17 protein-coding genes and 1 pseudogene are annotated in these 17,374 nt (G+C 28.8%); 7 read left to right on the top strand and 11 right to left on the bottom strand.

Features of this window, described 5'->3' with window-relative positions; translation table 11 throughout:
* Window positions 1-185: 185 nt before the first annotated feature.
* The 11 genes from LEQ07_RS09775 to dnaA all read right to left on the bottom strand — a co-directional run bounded on the left by LEQ07_RS09775 (window position 186) and on the right by dnaA (window position 10,798).
* Window positions 186-959, bottom strand: coding sequence for a SigB/SigF/SigG family RNA polymerase sigma factor (locus tag LEQ07_RS09775; protein WP_046822300.1), 774 nt, complete (start codon window positions 957-959; stop codon window positions 186-188).
* Complete coding sequence (locus LEQ07_RS09770; RefSeq protein WP_025161508.1) at window positions 959-1,366, bottom strand: ATP-binding protein; 408 nt, start codon at window positions 1,364-1,366, stop codon at window positions 959-961. The genes LEQ07_RS09775 and LEQ07_RS09770 overlap by 1 nt, the downstream gene beginning before the upstream one ends.
* A gap of 3 nt (window positions 1,367-1,369) precedes the next feature.
* Window positions 1,370-1,681 (bottom strand): STAS domain-containing protein, encoded by a 312-nt coding sequence (locus tag LEQ07_RS09765; RefSeq protein WP_046822299.1) that lies wholly within the window; start codon window positions 1,679-1,681, stop codon window positions 1,370-1,372.
* A 15-nt stretch (window positions 1,682-1,696) separates the two neighbouring features.
* Window positions 1,697-1,954, bottom strand: coding sequence for a hypothetical protein (locus LEQ07_RS09760; RefSeq protein WP_021428029.1), 258 nt, complete (start codon window positions 1,952-1,954; stop codon window positions 1,697-1,699).
* Entirely contained in the window at window positions 1,954-2,235 is a 282-nt protein-coding gene (locus tag LEQ07_RS09755) for a YtxH domain-containing protein (RefSeq protein WP_046822298.1), read from the bottom strand. Before LEQ07_RS09755 ends, LEQ07_RS09760 begins: the two co-directional genes overlap by 1 nt.
* Window positions 2,236-2,310: 75 nt before the next feature.
* Entirely contained in the window at window positions 2,311-4,734 is a 2,424-nt protein-coding gene (gene gyrA, locus LEQ07_RS09750) for a DNA gyrase subunit A (protein WP_263330467.1), read from the bottom strand.
* 18 nt (window positions 4,735-4,752) lie between these two features.
* Window positions 4,753-6,654 (bottom strand): DNA topoisomerase (ATP-hydrolyzing) subunit B, encoded by a 1,902-nt coding sequence (gyrB, locus tag LEQ07_RS09745; protein WP_263330466.1) that lies wholly within the window; start codon window positions 6,652-6,654, stop codon window positions 4,753-4,755.
* Complete coding sequence (gene recF / locus LEQ07_RS09740) at window positions 6,655-7,773, bottom strand: DNA replication/repair protein RecF (protein ID WP_263330465.1); 1,119 nt, start codon at window positions 7,771-7,773, stop codon at window positions 6,655-6,657.
* Between the two features lie 14 nt (window positions 7,774-7,787).
* Entirely contained in the window at window positions 7,788-7,994 is a 207-nt protein-coding gene (gene yaaA, locus LEQ07_RS09735) for a S4 domain-containing protein YaaA (RefSeq protein ID WP_021428116.1), read from the bottom strand.
* A gap of 125 nt (window positions 7,995-8,119) precedes the next feature.
* Window positions 8,120-9,229 (bottom strand): DNA polymerase III subunit beta, encoded by a 1,110-nt coding sequence (gene dnaN, locus LEQ07_RS09730; protein WP_263330463.1) that lies wholly within the window; start codon window positions 9,227-9,229, stop codon window positions 8,120-8,122.
* Between the two features lie 240 nt (window positions 9,230-9,469).
* On the bottom strand, window positions 9,470-10,798 hold the full coding sequence (dnaA, locus tag LEQ07_RS09725; RefSeq protein WP_046822294.1) for a chromosomal replication initiator protein DnaA: 1,329 nt from the start codon (window positions 10,796-10,798) through the stop codon (window positions 9,470-9,472).
* A 563-nt stretch (window positions 10,799-11,361) separates the two neighbouring features.
* Between dnaA and rpmH the strand changes: the two genes are divergently transcribed.
* From rpmH to mnmG, 7 genes and pseudogenes are all read left to right on the top strand, one after another.
* A complete protein-coding gene (gene rpmH, locus LEQ07_RS09720; protein WP_021127392.1) occupies window positions 11,362-11,496 on the top strand; it encodes a 50S ribosomal protein L34 in 135 nt (44 codons plus the stop codon).
* 83 nt (window positions 11,497-11,579) lie between these two features.
* On the top strand, window positions 11,580-11,927 hold the full coding sequence (gene rnpA / locus LEQ07_RS09715; protein WP_021428044.1) for a ribonuclease P protein component: 348 nt from the start codon (window positions 11,580-11,582) through the stop codon (window positions 11,925-11,927).
* Between the two features lie 50 nt (window positions 11,928-11,977).
* Window positions 11,978-12,199, top strand: a complete 222-nt coding sequence (gene yidD, locus LEQ07_RS09710) for a membrane protein insertion efficiency factor YidD (protein WP_332840843.1) — start codon at window positions 11,978-11,980, stop codon at window positions 12,197-12,199.
* A 45-nt stretch (window positions 12,200-12,244) separates the two neighbouring features.
* A complete protein-coding gene (locus LEQ07_RS09705; protein WP_046822352.1) occupies window positions 12,245-12,952 on the top strand; it encodes a YidC/Oxa1 family membrane protein insertase in 708 nt (235 codons plus the stop codon).
* Window positions 12,924-13,640, top strand: a complete 717-nt coding sequence (gene jag / locus LEQ07_RS09700) for an RNA-binding cell elongation regulator Jag/EloR (RefSeq protein WP_046822353.1) — start codon at window positions 12,924-12,926, stop codon at window positions 13,638-13,640. The genes LEQ07_RS09705 and jag overlap by 29 nt, the downstream gene beginning before the upstream one ends.
* A 315-nt stretch (window positions 13,641-13,955) precedes the next feature.
* Window positions 13,956-15,331 (top strand): annotated as a pseudogene (gene mnmE / locus LEQ07_RS09695) (tRNA uridine-5-carboxymethylaminomethyl(34) synthesis GTPase MnmE).
* Between the two features lie 51 nt (window positions 15,332-15,382).
* Window positions 15,383-17,278 carry a tRNA uridine-5-carboxymethylaminomethyl(34) synthesis enzyme MnmG gene (mnmG, locus tag LEQ07_RS09690; protein ID WP_263330456.1) on the top strand — a complete coding sequence of 632 codons (1,896 nt, stop codon included), beginning with the start codon at window positions 15,383-15,385 and terminating at the stop codon, window positions 17,276-17,278.
* The last annotated feature ends 96 nt before the right edge of the window (window positions 17,279-17,374 follow it).

Raw genomic sequence — 17,374 nt, 5'->3', positions numbered from 1 at the left:
ATTATCTGAATATCTGGCTTGGTTGTTTGTGTTTAATTCTTTAAAAAAGAATTTATATAATTAACCTACTGTTTAATTTTCAAAGTTCATTTTTGTTTTGCCCTTTTCTTAAGGACAAGTAATACTATACTATGAATTAAACAGTAAGTCAACAGTTTTTTTTAATTTTATTTTATTTTTTATTTTTATGAGTTTTTCTCATATTCTTTCTTTAATTTTTCTATTATTTTTCTTTCTAGTCTTGATACTGTCATCTGTGATATTTCCAGCTCTTTGGCTATAATTGATTGTGTTTTATCTAGGAAGAATCTATCTTTAAATATCTTAACCTCTAATTCATTTAGAGATTCTACAAACTTATTAATAAAGTCCATATTTTCTATATTTCCAAAACTATTTTCTTCTTGTCCAACTTTATCTTTCAATGTTATTTCCTTATCATCTGAATCATCATTGCTAGATGCATCTAAAGACATAGGTTGATATCCATATGATGCCTCTATAGCCTCTAGTACTTCTTCTTCTGTACAGTCTAAATAATTTGCTATATCAATAGCTTTTGGACTTTGTTTATTTTTTTGCTCTAAAAATAACTTAGCTTCGCTTATCTTTTTGCTTAATTCCTGAATTCTTCTTGGTACTTTTACTGTCCAAACTTTATCTCTGAAATATTTCTTAATTTCACCTATTATAGTAGGTGTCGCAAAACTTGAAAATTCATATCCTTTTTCAATATCATATCTATCTATTGCATATATCAAAGCTAAAGATGCAACTTGAAAAATATCATCAAATTCAACACCTTTATTAATATATTTTTTAGCTAGTATATTAGCTAAATACATATGTCTCTCTATCAGAATATTTCTTATTTCTACATTTTTGTCATTGCTATATATTTTAAACAGCTCTTTGGTTTCCATATCCATATAGCTTGTAGCATTAGCTACATTCTTCATTAAATACCAACTCCTAAATATTTAGTCATTTTAACTCTAGTCCCAACATCGCTATTAGATATAGTGCTTACCTCATCCATTAATGTCTTTATTATAAATAAGCCTAATCCGCTTTCTTTTGGGTTTGTTAAATCTGGCTCTTGTAGAGATTCTACATCATATCCTGTTCCTTTATCCTCTACTTCTATTGTTAATCCGTTTTCTAATACAGAAAATTGAACTAAAAATTTATCATCTAAACTATGCTTTATAGCATTTGTACAAGCTTCTGACACTGCTACCTTTATATCTTCTATATCATCTAAAGAAAATCCAATTTTATTTGCTATTCCAGAAACTGTTAATCTTATAATGCTTACATATTCTGGATTAGATGTAACTTCCATTTTTATAGTTTCTAAATCCAAAACTTATCCCTCCACTTTAAATATTTTGTCTAGACCTGTTATACTGAAAATTTTCTTAACATTTTTTCTAGCATTTAATACATATATATCCTTATCATTAACTTTTAATCTTTTTAATACACCTATTAATGCTCCTAATCCTGTTGAATCTATGTATTCTAAGTTAGTAAAATCCATTTTTATGTCTACTGGTTTTTCTTCTATTAAGCTGTTTAAATGTGTTTTTACTTTGTCAGCTCCAGCTACATCTAACTCTCCATTTATATCTACATTCCAAAAATTATTATCTAGTTTCGATTCTATATTTACAGACATCGTACTACCTCCTTATTACTTTTTAAAAAATCTAAATGCTTTAGTTATATTAGTTACACCACTAGCTAAACTAACAATATCTTCTGTACTTTTTGTAATTGCTGCAACATTTTCTATAGTGTCATGTATATGTCTTTCGTTATAGTCTACTATTTTGTATGCTTTTTCAACAACTTTAGTTGTACTATTTATTAGCTTTGCTAAGTATATAGCTATTATTAATACTGACACCCCGAATAAAATAGCTCCTATCTGCCATCCTACTGCATCCATTATACATTATCTCCCTCATCTTCAAAAGTCTTGCTTATTATTATTTCATCCTCAACTATGTTTATATCGTTAACATCACAATCGTCAACTATAGTTGTAATCTTATCTTTTACAGTTTGAATCGTTCCATCTAGAACTTCTCTAGGATTTTCTTTTATTTCTTCCATCTTGTCCTTAGCTTCTTTTCTTAATTCAGAACCTTTTTTAGGCGCTAAGAATATACCAAGTAAAAATCCTATTATCGATCCTATTAAAAAAACTTTTCCCTTATTTTTACTCATAATATTAATACTCCTTTCTTACTTTATATAAATATTATATATATAATTATGCAAAAAGAATAGGGTTTGTATACCCTATTCTTCCATCTCTATCTTTGCAATTGAAACTACATTAACTTCATCATCAGTTTTCATTAGCTTAACACCACTAGTAACTCTTCCAAATAAAGATATTTCATTTACTCTAAGTCTTATTAATACTCCATTTGAATTTATGATCATCATCTCATCATCTTCATTCACCATTTGAGCTCCAACAATCTCGCCTGTTTTATCGTTTATATTATAAGTCTTTATACCTTTACCTGCTCTTATCTGAGATCTATACTCTTCTATTGATGTTCTTTTTCCAAAACCATTGCCACTAACAACTAATAACTCAGTTCCTTCACTGCAAAGGTTCATCGACACAACTTTATCATTATTACTTAAAGTAATACCCTTAACTCCCATTGCAGTTCTTCCCATATGTCTTATATCATTTTCATTAAATCTTATAGACATACCACCTTGAGTAACTAATATAACATCTTCACTACCATCAGTTACTTTAACTCCAATAAGTTCGTCATCTTCTCTTAAACCTATTGCTATTAATCCTGATTTGTTTATATTTTTAAATTCTTCACGCTTAGTCTTTTTAACTATTCCTTTTTTAGTAGATAATAATAAGAATTCTGATTCACTATTATCATCTATAGATATCATAGTAGCAATTTTTTCATCACTATTTAACTGTAATAAGTTAACTATAGCTGTTCCTTTAGCTTGTCTTTTAGCTTCTGGAATTTCATATGCATTTAATCTATAAACTCTACCTTTGTTTGTAAAGAATAATAATCTACTATGTGTATGAGTAGTTATTAACTCTTTTATAAAGTCTTCTTCTCTTGTAGTAAGCGCTGAAATCCCTCTTCCACCTCTATTTTGGCTCTTATATGTATCTATAGGCATTCTCTTTATGTATCCGAAATGAGTTAGAGTTACTGCTACTTCCTCATTCTCGATAAGATCCCTCATGTCTATTTCGCCTTCAGCATGTTTTATTTCAGTTCTTCTATCATCTGAGTAGTTTTCTTTTATTATAGTTAATTCTTGTTTTATAACATTCATAAGAAGTCTTTCATCACTTAAAATTTCTCTTAATCTATTTATCTTTTTAAGTAATTCTGCATATTCAGCTTCTATCTTGTCTCTTTCTAACCCTGTAAGTCTTTGAAGTCTCATATCAAGTATTGCTTGAGCTTGTACATCAGAAAGATTAAATCTGTTGATTAAACCTTCCTTAGCTTCTTGAGTAGTTTTAGATCCTCTTATCAGCTTTATAACTTCGTCCAAGTTATCTAATGCAATTCTTAAACCTTCTAGTATATGAGCTCTTGCTTCAGCTTTATTTAAATCAAACTTAATTCTTCTAGTTACTACATCCTTTTGATGTTGAACATAGTGATATAAAACTTGTTTTAAATTTAAAACTTTAGGCTCTCCATTTACTAATGCTAGCATTATTATACTGAAAGTATCTTCCATCTGAGAATGTTTATAAAGCTTATTTAAAACTATGTTTGCATTTGCATCTCTCTTAAGCTCTATAACTATTCTCATACCATCTCTATTACTCTCATCTCTTAAGTCAGAGATTCCTTCAACTTTCTTATCTTTAACTAATTCAGCTATTTTCTCAACTAACTTAGCTTTATTTACTTGATATGGTATTTCAGTTACAACTATTTGTTGCTTTCCTTTAGCTAGCTCTTCTATGTAAGCTCTAGCTCTTACTTTAACTTTACCTCTTCCTGTTCTGTAGGCTTCAGCTATATTTTCTTTACCCATTATTATTGCAGCTGTTGGGAAATCTGGACCTTGTACAAATTGAATTAAATCTTCAATGCTGCAATCCTCATTATCTATAAGGTGTATTGTCGCATCAATTACTTCACCTAAGTTATGAGGTGGTATAGATGTTGCCATACCAACTGCTATACCATTAGATCCATTAACTAAAAGGTTAGGGAATCTAGATGGTAAAACTGATGGCTCTTTTAAAGATTCATCAAAGTTTGGTGTAAAGTCTACTGTCTCTTTATCTATATCTCTTAATAATTCAAGAGCTAATTTACTCATTCTAGCTTCAGTATAACGCATTGCAGCTGGTGAATCTCCATCGACAGAACCAAAGTTACCATGTCCATCAACTAAAAGACCTCTTGTAGAGAAATCTTGTGCCATTCTTACCATTGCAAAGTAAACAGCAGTATCTCCATGTGGGTGATACTTACCTAGAACGTCCCCGACAATACGGGCAGACTTTCTATATGGTTTATCTGGTGTTAAATTTAATTCACTCATTGAGTATAATATTCTTCTATGAACTGGTTTAAGTCCATCTCTTACATCTGGTAGGGCACGTCCAGCTATAACACTCATCGCATAATCAATATACGATTTTTTCATTTCGTGACCTATTTCAATAGGGAGTATTCTATTATTTTCATCCATTAACACTCATCCCCTCTCTTATATATCTAAATTTCTAACATATCTTGCATTTTCTTCTATAAATTCTTTTCTTGGAGCAACCTTATCACCCATAAGCATTGAGAATATTTCATCTGCCATAGATGCATCTTCTATAGATACTTGTAATAAAGTTCTTGTTTCAGGGTTCATAGTTGTTTCCCAAAGTTGTTCTGCATTCATCTCTCCAAGACCTTTGTATCTTTGTAGTTCTATTCCACTTCTTCCAAGTTGATCTAATAAAGTATTTAACTCTTGATCAGAGTATACATAGTGTTCTTTCTTTTGTTTTTTGACTTTATATAAAGGTGGTTGGGCTATATAAACATAACCATTCTCTATAAGAGGTCTCATATATCTAAAGAAGAATGTAAGTAAAAGTGTTCTTATATGAGCTCCATCGACATCGGCATCGGTCATTATTACAATTTTATGATATCTAGCTTTTTCTAAGTCAAAATCATCACCTATACTACATCCATATGCAGTTATCATATTTCTTATTTCATCTGATGATAATATTTTATCTAATCTAGATTTCTCAACATTAAGTATCTTACCTCTTAGTGGTAATATTGCTTGAGAGTGTCTATCTCTACCTTGCTTTGCTGAACCTCCGGCAGAATCCCCTTCGACTAAGAATATTTCACTTTTTGAAGGATCTTTTTCAGCACAATCAGCTAATTTTCCAGGTAAAGATGTACTTTCTAGTACACTCTTTCTTCTAGTTAACTCTCTTGCTTTTTTAGCAGCTTCTCTAGCTCTTTGAGCTCTTAAAGCTTTATCTACTATTATTCTAGCAGTTGTTGGATTTTCTTCTAAGAATGAACCTATCTCTTCAACTGTTACACTATCTACTACACCTCTAACAGCTGTATTTCCTAATTTAGTTTTAGTTTGACCTTCAAACTGAGGCTCTGGAAGTTTTATAGATATAACAGCTGTAAGACCTTCTCTTATATCTTCTCCTAAAAGATTTGAATCTTTTTCTTTTAATATTCCATTTTTTCTTGAATAATCATTTACAACCTTAGTCATAGCAGTTTTAAATCCACTTAAGTGAGTACCACCCTCGTGAGTATTTATATTATTTGCAAAAGAATATATGTTCTCTGTATAACCGTCAGTATATTGTAAAGCTACTTCAACCATGTAGTCCTTTACTTTTTTCTCTATATAAACTATATCATCATGAATTCCTGTTTTTGTTTTATTTAGATGTTTAACAAATTCTCTTAAACCACCCTCATAGTGGAATTTTTTTGTTTTTTCTTGATCTTCTCTCTTATCTTCTAGAACTATATTAACACCTTTATTTAAGAATGCTAATTCTCTTAATCTATGTTCTAATGTATCATACTTATATTCAACTTCGTCGAATATAGTAGCATCAGGTTTGAATGTTATTATAGTTCCTGTTGTTTTAGTTTCTCCAACAACTTTTATTTCTGAAGTCGCAACTCCTTTTTCATATCTTTGGCGATAGATTTTTCCATCATGGTGAACTTCTGCAACTAACCACTCTGATAATGCGTTAACTACAGAAATACCTACTCCATGAAGACCTCCAGAAACTTTATAGCCTCCACCACCAAATTTTCCTCCAGCATGAAGTACAGTTAAAACTGTTTCTAATGTAGACTTTCCAGTCTTAGGATGAACTTCTACTGGAATACCTCTACCATTATCTTTTACTAATATGCTCCCATCTTCATTTATAGAAACATATATGTCTGAACAATATCCAGCTAGAGCTTCATCTATACTGTTGTCCACGACTTCATAAACTAAATGATGTAAACCTCTAGGTCCTGTTGACCCTATGTACATACCAGGTCTTTTTCTAACAGGTTCTAATCCTTCTAAGACCTGTATCTGACTTGCGCCGTATTCTTGTTTCATCTAGTTTCCTCCATTCTCTATACTAATTACATTTCCTTTTTCAATGTTGAAAATAGTAGTATTTTCAGTGCTAAATATTTTTTTATGAGAAGCTTCAGCTGTCGTTATAAACATTTGAACTTTATCTAAATTATCAACTAAGAGTTTTTGTCTAGTCTCATCTAATTCACTGAAAATGTCATCCAATAACAAAATGGGATACTCTCCTACTTCATTTTTTATCAACTCTATTTCTGAAAGTTTTAATGAAATAGATGCTGTTCTCTGTTGACCTTGGGATCCATATAGTCTAACATCTAGCTCATTTATATAAATTGATAAATCATCTTTATGGACTCCATATCGAGTAGTTCTAGTTTCTATATCATGCTGATGCCCAGATTTAAGTTTTTCAATAAATCTTTCATACACAGTGTTTATAGTGTCTTCATCATTAATATTTAATTGATTTTTATACCTTATTGATAAATCTTCTAAATTATTAGTAAGATTTTTATGCATTTCACTTGATATAGATGCAATTTTTTTTATAAAGTCTCGTCTTAAAATATATATATAACTACCATACTTCGCCAAACTCTCATCATAAACCTCTATTAAATTTATGTCGACATAGTTACTTTTTAGTAATTTATTTCTCTGAAATAGTATTTTATTGTAATTTGTAAGGTAATTATAATATTTCGGCATAATTTGACTTATTTCTTTATCTATAAAAGACCTTCTTTCTTTAGGACCTTCTTTGACTAATCTTAAATCTTCAGGAGAAAAAATAACTACATTTAGATTTCCTAATAATTCATATATTTTTTCTATGCTTATTTTATTAATTTTAATTCCCTTTTTGTTATTTTTACCAATTCCAATTTCTATTAGACTATTTCTGTTATGTTTTGTGAAATTTCCACCTATATATAAATTTTCACTTTCAAATCTAATCATTTCCTTATCTTTATTGGTTCTAAAAGACTTTCCAAATGATAATAAGTAAATTGCTTCTACAATATTTGTTTTTCCTTGTCCATTTTTACCTATAAGTAAATTTATTTTGGGATTAAACTCTAAATAAAGAGCTTCATAATTTCTAAAATTGATTAAATTTAAGCCTTTTAAATACACAAAGGGCACCCCTTTTATAGTATTTTTATTGTATTGCCTTCAACTTCTACTATATCATTAGATCTTAATTTTTTTCCTCTTCTAGTTTCTATTTCTCCGTTAACCTTTACTAGACCTTCTTGAATTAAAAATTTAGCATGTCCGCCTGTAGATGCAATATCAGCTAGTTTTAAGAATTGATCTAATTTTATGAATTCAGAATCTATAGTGATTTCTATCATTTTTCTTCCTCCTTTTATTATAACAAATATATATTAATTTAATTTATTATCTTAATTTTTAACATATATTCAAAAATATATTATATCATAAAAACCCAACTTTTTCAGTTGGGTTTAATTTTAATCTATATATTAGATGATATTCTTACAGGAAGTAATAAGTATGTATATTTTGTTCCATCTACTGGTTTTATTATACATGGATTTACATTTGTAGTGAATTCTATAAATATTTCCTCACTATCTATAACTTTTAAAGCATCTAAGAAATATCTTGAATTAAAAGCTATGTCTAAATAATCTCCTTCTAGTTCTATAGAAACCTCTTCATAAACATTTCCTTTTTCAGTATTAGAAGTTATTGCTATGGAATTATCTCTTATTGATAATTTTATTAAATTATTTTTCTCTGACTGAGATAATAGTGAAGCTCTTTCTATACTATTTAATAATTCTTTTGTATTAACTTTTGCTCTAACTCCATATTCTCTAGGTAGAAGTTTTTTATAATCTATAAATTCTCCATCTAACAGTCTAGTTATAATTTTAGTTTCATTGATTATAAATATTGCATTTTTTTCATCAAATCCTAATTGAATAGCATCATCTTCAGATGAAAGTAGTCCATTTACATCATGAAGTGTTTTTCCAGGGATAATAACTTTTGTATTATTACTCATATTATCAATTTCACTAGATCTTACAGCTAATCTATACCCATCTATAGCAACTAAACTTATATTTCCATCAATAATTTCTAACAATTCTCCCATTAAGATTGGTTTTGTTTGATCTTGAGATATTGCGAAAACTGTTTGTTTTATCATGTTTTTTAGTAAATCTTGAGGAATATTGTATAAATCATTTTCATTTACATCTGGTAGTCTTGGATATTCAACTGCTGAATCTCCTTTTATTTTAAATCTTGAATTTAAACAATTTATGTATACATTGTTATCAGAATCTGTTTCTATTTCAACGAAAGTATCTGGTAATTTTCTTATTATATCTCCGAATAAACGTGCATTTATTACTATTTCCCCTTCTTCTACTATTTCAGCTTGTATATGTGTATCTATTCCTATTTCTAAATCATATCCTGTTAAATTTAAAGTTCCTTCTTTAGCTGTTAATAATATCCCTTTTAAAAGTTCTAAAGTTGTTTTTCCATTTATAGCTTTTTGAACAATACTTATTTTATGAGCTAGTATTTTTTGATTGCAAATTATCTTCATTGTGGATAACCTCCTTGACTTGTTTTATATATAAATAAATAAGAAAAAATAGTAGTAATAATAGTAGGTGCTGTGTATAATGTGGATAAGTATCTCAACCAAAATAAATACAAAGATATCAACATGTGTAAAAAATGTTAATATCTTTGTGTGTTTTTGTAGAATAAATTGTATATATTTTATAAGAAAAAAAATATGCACATTTAATTAAGTCGATATCCACATGCAAATGTTTATAAGTTAGCCTTTTAAATCTAGTATTATTTTGTTTACTTTTTCTTTAAAATCTTCGTTATTCTCAATATCTTTAGAAATTTTATCATGAGCATGTATTACAGTAGTATGATCTCTACCTCCAAACTCTTCACCTATTTTAGGTAAAGATAAATCAGTAAGTTCTCTTGATAAGTACATCGCAACTTGTCTAGGGTAAGAGATAGATCGAGTTCTCTTTTTAGAATTAAAGTCTTCCATTTTTAAGGAAAATACAGCAGAAACTTTTTCTTTTATCCTATTTACTGTAATTTCTTCATGTTTAGAAGTAGTAATTATATCTTTTAGGGCCTCAGATGCTAATTCAAAAGATATAGTTCTATTAGTAAGTGAACTATAAGCAACAACTCTTGTAAGAGCACCTTCTAATTCTCTTATATTCGATTTAATATTTTTTGCTATGTACACTGTAACCTCATTAGGAACATCTATATCTTCCATTTGAGCTTTTTTTCTTAATATAGCCATTCTAGTTTCAAAATCAGGAGCTTGAATATCAGTTATAAGTCCCATTTCAAATCTTGAACGAAGTCTATCCTCTAAAGTAGGTATTTCTTTAGGAGGTCTATCACTAGATATTATTATTTGTTTATTTGCTTCGTGTAATGAATTGAATGTATGGAAAAACTCTTCTTGAGTTCTTTCTTTTCCTGCAATAAATTGAATATCATCTATTAAAAGGACATCTACATTTCTATATTTGTTTCTAAATTCTTCATTTCTATCATCTTTAATTGAGTTTATAAGCTCATTTGTGAATTTCTCAGATGATACATAAACTACCTTAGGATCTTTTTTTTGTTCCATTATATGATGCCCGATTGCGTGCATAAGATGTGTTTTTCCAAGTCCAACTCCACCGTATAAAAATAGTGGATTGTAAGCTCTTGCAGGAGCTTCAGCTACAGCAACACAAGCTGCATGAGCAAAACGGTTACTATTTCCAATAACAAATGTGTCAAAAGTATATTTAGGATTTAGATTCGGATATTTTTTTCTTATTTGCTTATCATCATCTATTTGTGGGTCTTTATCTAAACCTTTTACTTCATTTTCGCTTAAAACAAATTTGATATTATGTTTTTTTAAAGAAAGTTGATTTACAGAGCTTTCTATTAGATTTAAGTATCTATCTTCAAGTATTCCTTTTGTAAAATCATTTGGAACTAATAGTATTAAAGTATTTGATTGTATTTGTAATGGTTTTATTTGCTTAAAGAAAGCATTAAAACTGGGGGGTGATAACTCGCCTTTTATAAGCTGTAGAGTTTTTTCCCATAAAGAAACTATATCCATAATTTAAACCTCCGAACAAAATAATTAACAATTTCCACAAAGTTATTAACAAATTTAGTATTTATTTAAAAAATATAATTTTATGCAAAAATATGGATAAATATGTGGATAAACTGTAAAAAATAAAAAATAGCTGATAATTTATAGAAATTATGAACATATGTATATAAAGTTATAATAATATCAATAATAATAAATATAGTTTATAACTTGATTATTATCTTTTACACAATAAGTTATGCACATTTTATCCACAACTTGTGAATAAATTTAAAATGTTAATAATATTTATAAACATTATCAACAGGTATATTTATAATATCAGAATATACGCTAAACTTCAATAATTTATGTACAATTTATCCACATATTTAACGACTTGTTGATAAAAATGTCAACAAAATTAACTATCATTTTTTACTATGAAATCTTGACAAAACAACCGCAAAAATACGTTGACAATAAGCCTAAAAGGATTTATAATTGTACGTGTTATGCTTACTTTGAGGGTAAAGTTATTATTTTTATAAACGGAAAATTAATCTTGAAAGGCGGTGCAAAAAATGAAAAGAACTTATCAGCCAAAGAAAAGACAAAGAAAAAAAGAGCATGGATTCAGAAAGAGAATGAAAAATTCTAACGGAAAAAATGTTCTAAAGAGAAGAAGAGCTAAAGGAAGAAAGAGATTAACTCATTAATTTTTTTATAAAAGGGCTGCTGAAAAGTAGCCTTTTTGTGTAAAAAATTATAAATTTAAGCTGTGTTTTTAGGAGGATTTAGTATGGATTTCAAGAATACTAAAGGTATAAAAAAAGACTCTGATTTTAGAAAAGTATACAAACACGGCAAATCTTTTGCAAATAAATACTTAGTAATGTATATACTGGATAATAAATCAGACTTTAATAGAGTAGGATTTTCTGTTTCTAAGAAAGTTGGAAAAGCTAATATTAGAAATAAGGTTAGAAGAAGAATAAGAGAAGGTTTTAGGTTAAACTGTGATGAGCATATAAAAGATGGATATGATTTAGTGTTCATAGCTAGAGTAGCTAGCAAAGATGCTGAGTATAGAGATATAGAGAAATCGGTTATGAGCTTAGTTAAAAAGTCTAAACTATTAAAAGGTTAATAAGGATATGGGGGATTAAATTGAAGCAATTATATAACTTATTAAATAATATAAACCATTATTTAACTAAAGTTTTTATATATATAGTAAGATTTTATCAAAAACACATATCTCCTTTAAAAGGACCTACGTGTAGGTTTTATCCAACTTGTTCTCAGTATGCAATAGAAGCTTTGAAAAAATATGGGGCACTAAAAGGGTCTTATTTAGCCATAAGAAGAATATTAAAGTGTCACCCTTTCCATCCCGGAGGATATGATCCTCTAAAGTAATTATGTTGTAAAGTAAAGATAAAGACACTTTAGGAGGTATTAGAATTGAATTTTATTAGTAACTTATTAGGCCAAGTTCTTAAATTTATATTAGATTTTGGAATTGAATATGGATGGGCTATTATTATATTCACTATAGTTGTAAAAGTAATATTATTACCGCTAACTATAAAACAGACAAAGTCTATGAAGGCTATGCAAGATATTCAGCCAAAAATAAAAGAGATACAAGAAAAATACAAGAGTAAACCAGAAAAACAAAATCAAGAAATAATGAAGGTTTACCAAGAGGCTAAAATAAATCCGATGTCAGGATGTTTACCATTATTAATACAATTTCCTATATTAATAGGTCTTTATAATGTATTAAGAAATCCAGTTACGCACCATGTTTTCCAAAGTGAAGCTGCTCAAAAAGCTGCTGACACAGGATTTTTATGGATGACATCTTTATCATCACCAGATAAAACTTTAATAATAGCTGTGTTAGCTGGAGTAACAACGTTTATAACTCAAAAGTTAACTATGCCACAAGACCAACAACAAGGGTCTATGAAGATTATGACATACTTTATGTCATTTATGATGTTTTGGTGGGGAATAAGTTTCCCAGCTGGTCTTGCGTTATATTGGACAGTAAGTAATTTATTCCAATTAGCTCAATACTACTTAATAATGAATCCATTAAGAACTAAGCTTGCTAATTCTGGGGAGGGTGTAGTAGATGAAACAAAGCCTAGAAATAAAAAGTAAAAACATTGATATTGCTATATCACAAGCTTTAGGACAATTAAGAGTAAATAGAGAAGACATAGATGTAGAGGTTGTAAAAGAACCTGTAAAAGGTTTCTTGGGATTAATAGGAAACAAAGATGGGATTTTTAAAATAACTGTTAAGGAAAAAGTAGAAGTTCCAGATTCAAAAGAACAACCATTAATAGAAAAAGAAATCGCTATTGTAGACAAAAAAGAAGAAAGCAAAGATACATTAAAAGAGTCAGATGTGGTTAGAGATTTCGTATTAAATATAGTTAATAATTTAAATATGGAAGCTCAAGTTGATGTAAATCAAGAAAAAAATGTTGTTAAAGTTAATATAACAGGTAAAGATGCTGCAATATTAATTGGTAGAAGAGGAGAAACTTTAGATTCTATTCAATTTTTAGCAGGATTAGCTTTAAACAAAGTAAAAAAAGACTCACACTTTAAGGTCCTTATAGATATAGAAAATTACAGATCAAAAAGAGAAGAATCTTTAATAAGATATGCAAATAAGGTAGCTAGAGAAGTTGCTAAAACAAGAAAAACTAAAAAGCTAGATTATATGAATCCATATGAGAGAAGAATAATTCACTCAACTCTTCAAAATGATAAGTTTGTAAAAACTCATAGTGAAGGTGTAGATCCATATAGAAGACTTGTAATAGAGTACAAAAAATAAAAGCAAAGCAAACCTCCTAAATATATAGGGGGTTTTATTTTTGAAAAATTTTTATATAATAGTTAGATTGAGGAAATAATTTAAGTATATGAAGATTAAGCGATATACCATGATATGATATTATATAGAGCTTATTTAAATTTTAGATATATATTATTATAAAATAATATTAAGATTATGTTGATATACATGATATTATAGTAGGTAGAGTTTATTCAAATTTTAGATCGATATTATTACAAAATAGTATATAAAGTGATAAAATATTATTTTAAAAGATTGTGTATAAAAATATTAAATAAAGAGGTGATAGGATTGTTTATAGACGATACTATAGCTGCAATAGCAACAGCGCCAGGTGAAGGTGGAATCGGAATAATAAGAATAAGTGGAGAAAAATCACTTCAAGTAGCAAATGATATATTCAAGTCAGTTTCAGGAAAGAAGATTGAAGAGTATAATACAAGAACATTAATATATGGTCATATACTAGACGGAGAAAAGACTATAGATGAAGTATTAGTAGCTTATATGAAAGGTCCAAACTCATATACAACTGAAGATGTTATAGAAATAAACTGCCACGGAGGATTTATTTCTGTAAAGAAAATACTAGAATTAGTTTTATCTAAAGATGTTAGATTAGCTGATCAAGGAGAATTTACCAAGAGAGCATTCTTAAATGGAAGAATAGACTTAGCTCAAGCAGAGGCAATAATAGATGTTATAAATGCTAAGACGGAGATGGCTCACACTGTAGCTCAGTCTCAGTTAGAAGGGTCTTTATCTAAAAAAATAAAAGATTTAAGATTCGGTATAACAGAAATGCTAGCTCATATAACTGTTTCTATAGATTTTCCGGATGAAGATGTTGAGCACATAACATATAATACATTAAAAGAAAAATCACTAGAACTTCAAAAAGAAATAAATAAATTATATGATACAGCTGAAAGTGGAAAATTCTTAGAGATGGATTGAAAACAGTAATAGTTGGAAAACCAAATGTAGGAAAATCATCTCTTTTAAATGCTGTATTAGGTGAGAATAGAGCTATAGTAACAGATATTCCAGGAACTACAAGAGACGTAATAGAAGAATTTGTAAACATAAAAGGAATACCTTTAAAAATAGTAGATACAGCAGGAATAAGAGAGACTGAAGATGTTGTTGAAAAAATAGGAGTTGAAAAATCAAAAGAATTTTTCAATTCAGCAGACTTATCGATAGTTGTTTTAGACTCTTCAAGAGAATTAGAAATAGAAGATATAGAAATCTTAGAAGCTGTACAACCTAATAAAACTATAGTCTTACTAAATAAAACAGATTTAGATCAAGTTATAGATATAGAAAAATAAAACAGTTTGTAGATGAAAAAATATAATAACTATATCAGCATTACAACATGAAGGTATAGAAAAATACATGATAAAATAGAAGATATGGTGTTTGAAGGAACGGTTAGAAACTCTTCTGATTTAGTTGTTACAAACTCTAGACATAAAGATGCACTATACAAAGCTAAACAATCAATTTCAGATGCTTTAACGGCTATAGACTCATATATGCCATTAGATTTTATAGAGGTTGATTTTAAAAATATATGGGATTACTTAGGATATATAAACGGAGATACAGTAACTGAAGATCTATTAGACACGATATTTAGTAACTTCTGTATAGGAAAATAAATATAATATGTTTTTCGTGAAACATACTATATTTATCAGAAAGGAGAATATATGTTAAATTTTGATGCAGGAAATTATGATGTAATAGTAGTTGGAGCGGGGCATGCAGGATGTGAAGCTGCATTAGCTACAGCTAGGATGGGACATAAGACATTAGTTATAACTCTTTCTTTAGACTCAATAGCTTTACTTCCTTGTAACCCTTCTATAGGAGGAACAGGAAAAGGGCAATTAGTTAAGGAAATAGATGCTCTAGGTGGGCAAATGGGTATAAATATCGATAAAACATTTATACAAAGTAGAATGCTAAATACAGCTAAAGGTCCAGCTGTTCACTCATTAAGAGCTCAAGCAGATAAGGCTAGATACCATGAAGAAATGAAAAAAACATTAGAAAATGAGGCTAACTTAGATATAGCAATGGATGAAGTTGTAGATATACTAAGTGAAGGTAATGTTGTAAAGGGTGTAATTACAAAACTAGGATGTATATATCATGCTAAAGCTGTAATACTTGCAACAGGAGTTTACTTAAATTCTAAAATATACATGGGAGAAGTTTCTTTTTATGAAGGGCCTAATGCTTTAGGCTACAGTAAATTCTTAACTGATAAACTTGTTGACTTAGGATTAAGAATGAGAAGATTTAAAACAGGAACTCCTGCTAGAATACATAGAGATAGCATAGACTTCTCTGTTATGGAATTGCAAAATGGAGATGAGCGTATAACTCCATTCTCATTTTTAAATAATGAATTAGCTAGAAAACAAGAGCCATGTTATTTAACAAGAACAAATTTAAATACTCATGAAATAATAAAGAGTAACCTAGGAAGATCTCCTATGTATGCAGGTGAAATAGATAGTACTGGTGCTAGATATTGTCCATCTATAGAAGATAAAATTGTTAGATTTAGTGACAAGGAATCACATCAAATATTTATAGAGCCAGAAGGAGAAAGTACTAAAGAAATGTACATCCAAGGTATATCAACAAGCTTACCTTACGAAGTACAAATTCAAATGTATAAGAGTGTTCAAGGTCTTGAAAATGCAAGAATAATGAGACCTGCATATGCAATAGAGTATGATTGTATAGATCCAACTCAATTAAAAACAACACTTGAGATAAAAGGTGTAGACAACTTATTTAGTGCTGGTCAATTCAATGGAACTTCAGGTTATGAAGAGGCAGCATCTCAAGGTTTAATTGCAGGTATAAATGCAGCATTAAAAATTCAAGGAAAAGAACCATTTATATTAGATAGATCAGAAGCTTATATAGGTGTTTTAATAGATGATTTAGTTACAAAAGGAACTAATGAACCGTATAGAATGATGACATCTAGATGTGAGTATAGATTATATCTAAGACAAGATAATGCAGATATGAGACTTACTGAAAAGGGTCATGAAATAGGTCTTGTAGATGAAGATAGATACAATAAATATTTAGATAAAAAAGATTTAGTTGAAAAAGAATTAGAAAGATTAAAGACTGAAAGAATTACTCCTAAAGATATAAATCATCTATTAGAAGAAAAGGGGGCATCTCCTATAAAAGTGGGTTACTCTTTATATGAATTCTTAAAAAGACCAGAAGTTGATTATGAAATGATAGAAGCTGCTGGTAAAGGAGCAGGAGAAGAGGTTCCTTATTCAGTAAAAGAACAATGTGTAATAATGACTAAATATGAAGGTTATATAGATAAACAATTAAAACAAATAGATCAATTTAAAAAGCTAGAAAATAAGAAGTTAAATGAAGACTTAAATTATTCAGCTATAGATGGTTTAAGAATAGAAGCTAGACAAAAGCTAGATGCTATAAAGCCTATATCAATAGGACAAGCATCTCGTATATCTGGAGTTTCGCCAGCTGATATATCAGTTTTACTTATCTATCTTGAGCAACAAAGAAGAGGTAGAGGTGAAAAAAATGACTAATGCTGATATATTAAAAAGGTATTGAAGATCTAGGACTAAAATGTAGCGATGAAACTATAGATAAGTTTAGTAAATATAGAGAAATCTTAGTTGAAT

Origin of the sequence: Paraclostridium sp. AKS73 (genome assembly GCF_025671395.1) — a bacterium.
In the GTDB taxonomy this organism is placed as follows: Bacteria; Bacillota; Clostridia; order Peptostreptococcales; family Peptostreptococcaceae; genus Paraclostridium; species Paraclostridium benzoelyticum.
This window is presented reverse-complemented; position numbering and strand designations above follow the sequence as displayed.

Excerpts from the sequence above, each read along its gene's own strand:
- LEQ07_RS09775 (WP_046822300.1), bottom strand. The coding sequence starts at position 959 with ATGAAGAATGTAGCTAATGCTACAAGCTATATGGATATGGAAACCAAA.
- LEQ07_RS09765 (WP_046822299.1), bottom strand. The coding sequence starts at position 1,681 with ATGTCTGTAAATATAGAATCGAAACTAGATAATAATTTTTGGAATGTA.
- LEQ07_RS09760 (WP_021428029.1), bottom strand. The coding sequence starts at position 1,954 with ATGGATGCAGTAGGATGGCAGATAGGAGCTATTTTATTCGGGGTGTCA.
- LEQ07_RS09755 (WP_046822298.1), bottom strand. The coding sequence starts at position 2,235 with ATGAGTAAAAATAAGGGAAAAGTTTTTTTAATAGGATCGATAATAGGA.
- gyrA (WP_263330467.1), bottom strand. The coding sequence starts at position 4,734 with ATGGATGAAAATAATAGAATACTCCCTATTGAAATAGGTCACGAAATG.
- gyrB (WP_263330466.1), bottom strand. The coding sequence starts at position 6,654 with ATGAAACAAGAATACGGCGCAAGTCAGATACAGGTCTTAGAAGGATTA.
- yaaA (WP_021428116.1), bottom strand. The coding sequence starts at position 7,994 with ATGATAGAAATCACTATAGATTCTGAATTCATAAAATTAGATCAATTC.
- dnaN (WP_263330463.1), bottom strand. The coding sequence starts at position 9,229 with ATGAAGATAATTTGCAATCAAAAAATACTAGCTCATAAAATAAGTATT.
- dnaA (WP_046822294.1), bottom strand. The coding sequence starts at position 10,798 with ATGGATATAGTTTCTTTATGGGAAAAAACTCTACAGCTTATAAAAGGC.
- rpmH (WP_021127392.1), top strand. The coding sequence starts at position 11,362 with ATGAAAAGAACTTATCAGCCAAAGAAAAGACAAAGAAAAAAAGAGCAT.
- rnpA (WP_021428044.1), top strand. The coding sequence starts at position 11,580 with ATGGATTTCAAGAATACTAAAGGTATAAAAAAAGACTCTGATTTTAGA.
- jag (WP_046822353.1), top strand. The coding sequence starts at position 12,924 with ATGAAACAAAGCCTAGAAATAAAAAGTAAAAACATTGATATTGCTATA.
- mnmG (WP_263330456.1), top strand. The coding sequence starts at position 15,383 with ATGTTAAATTTTGATGCAGGAAATTATGATGTAATAGTAGTTGGAGCG.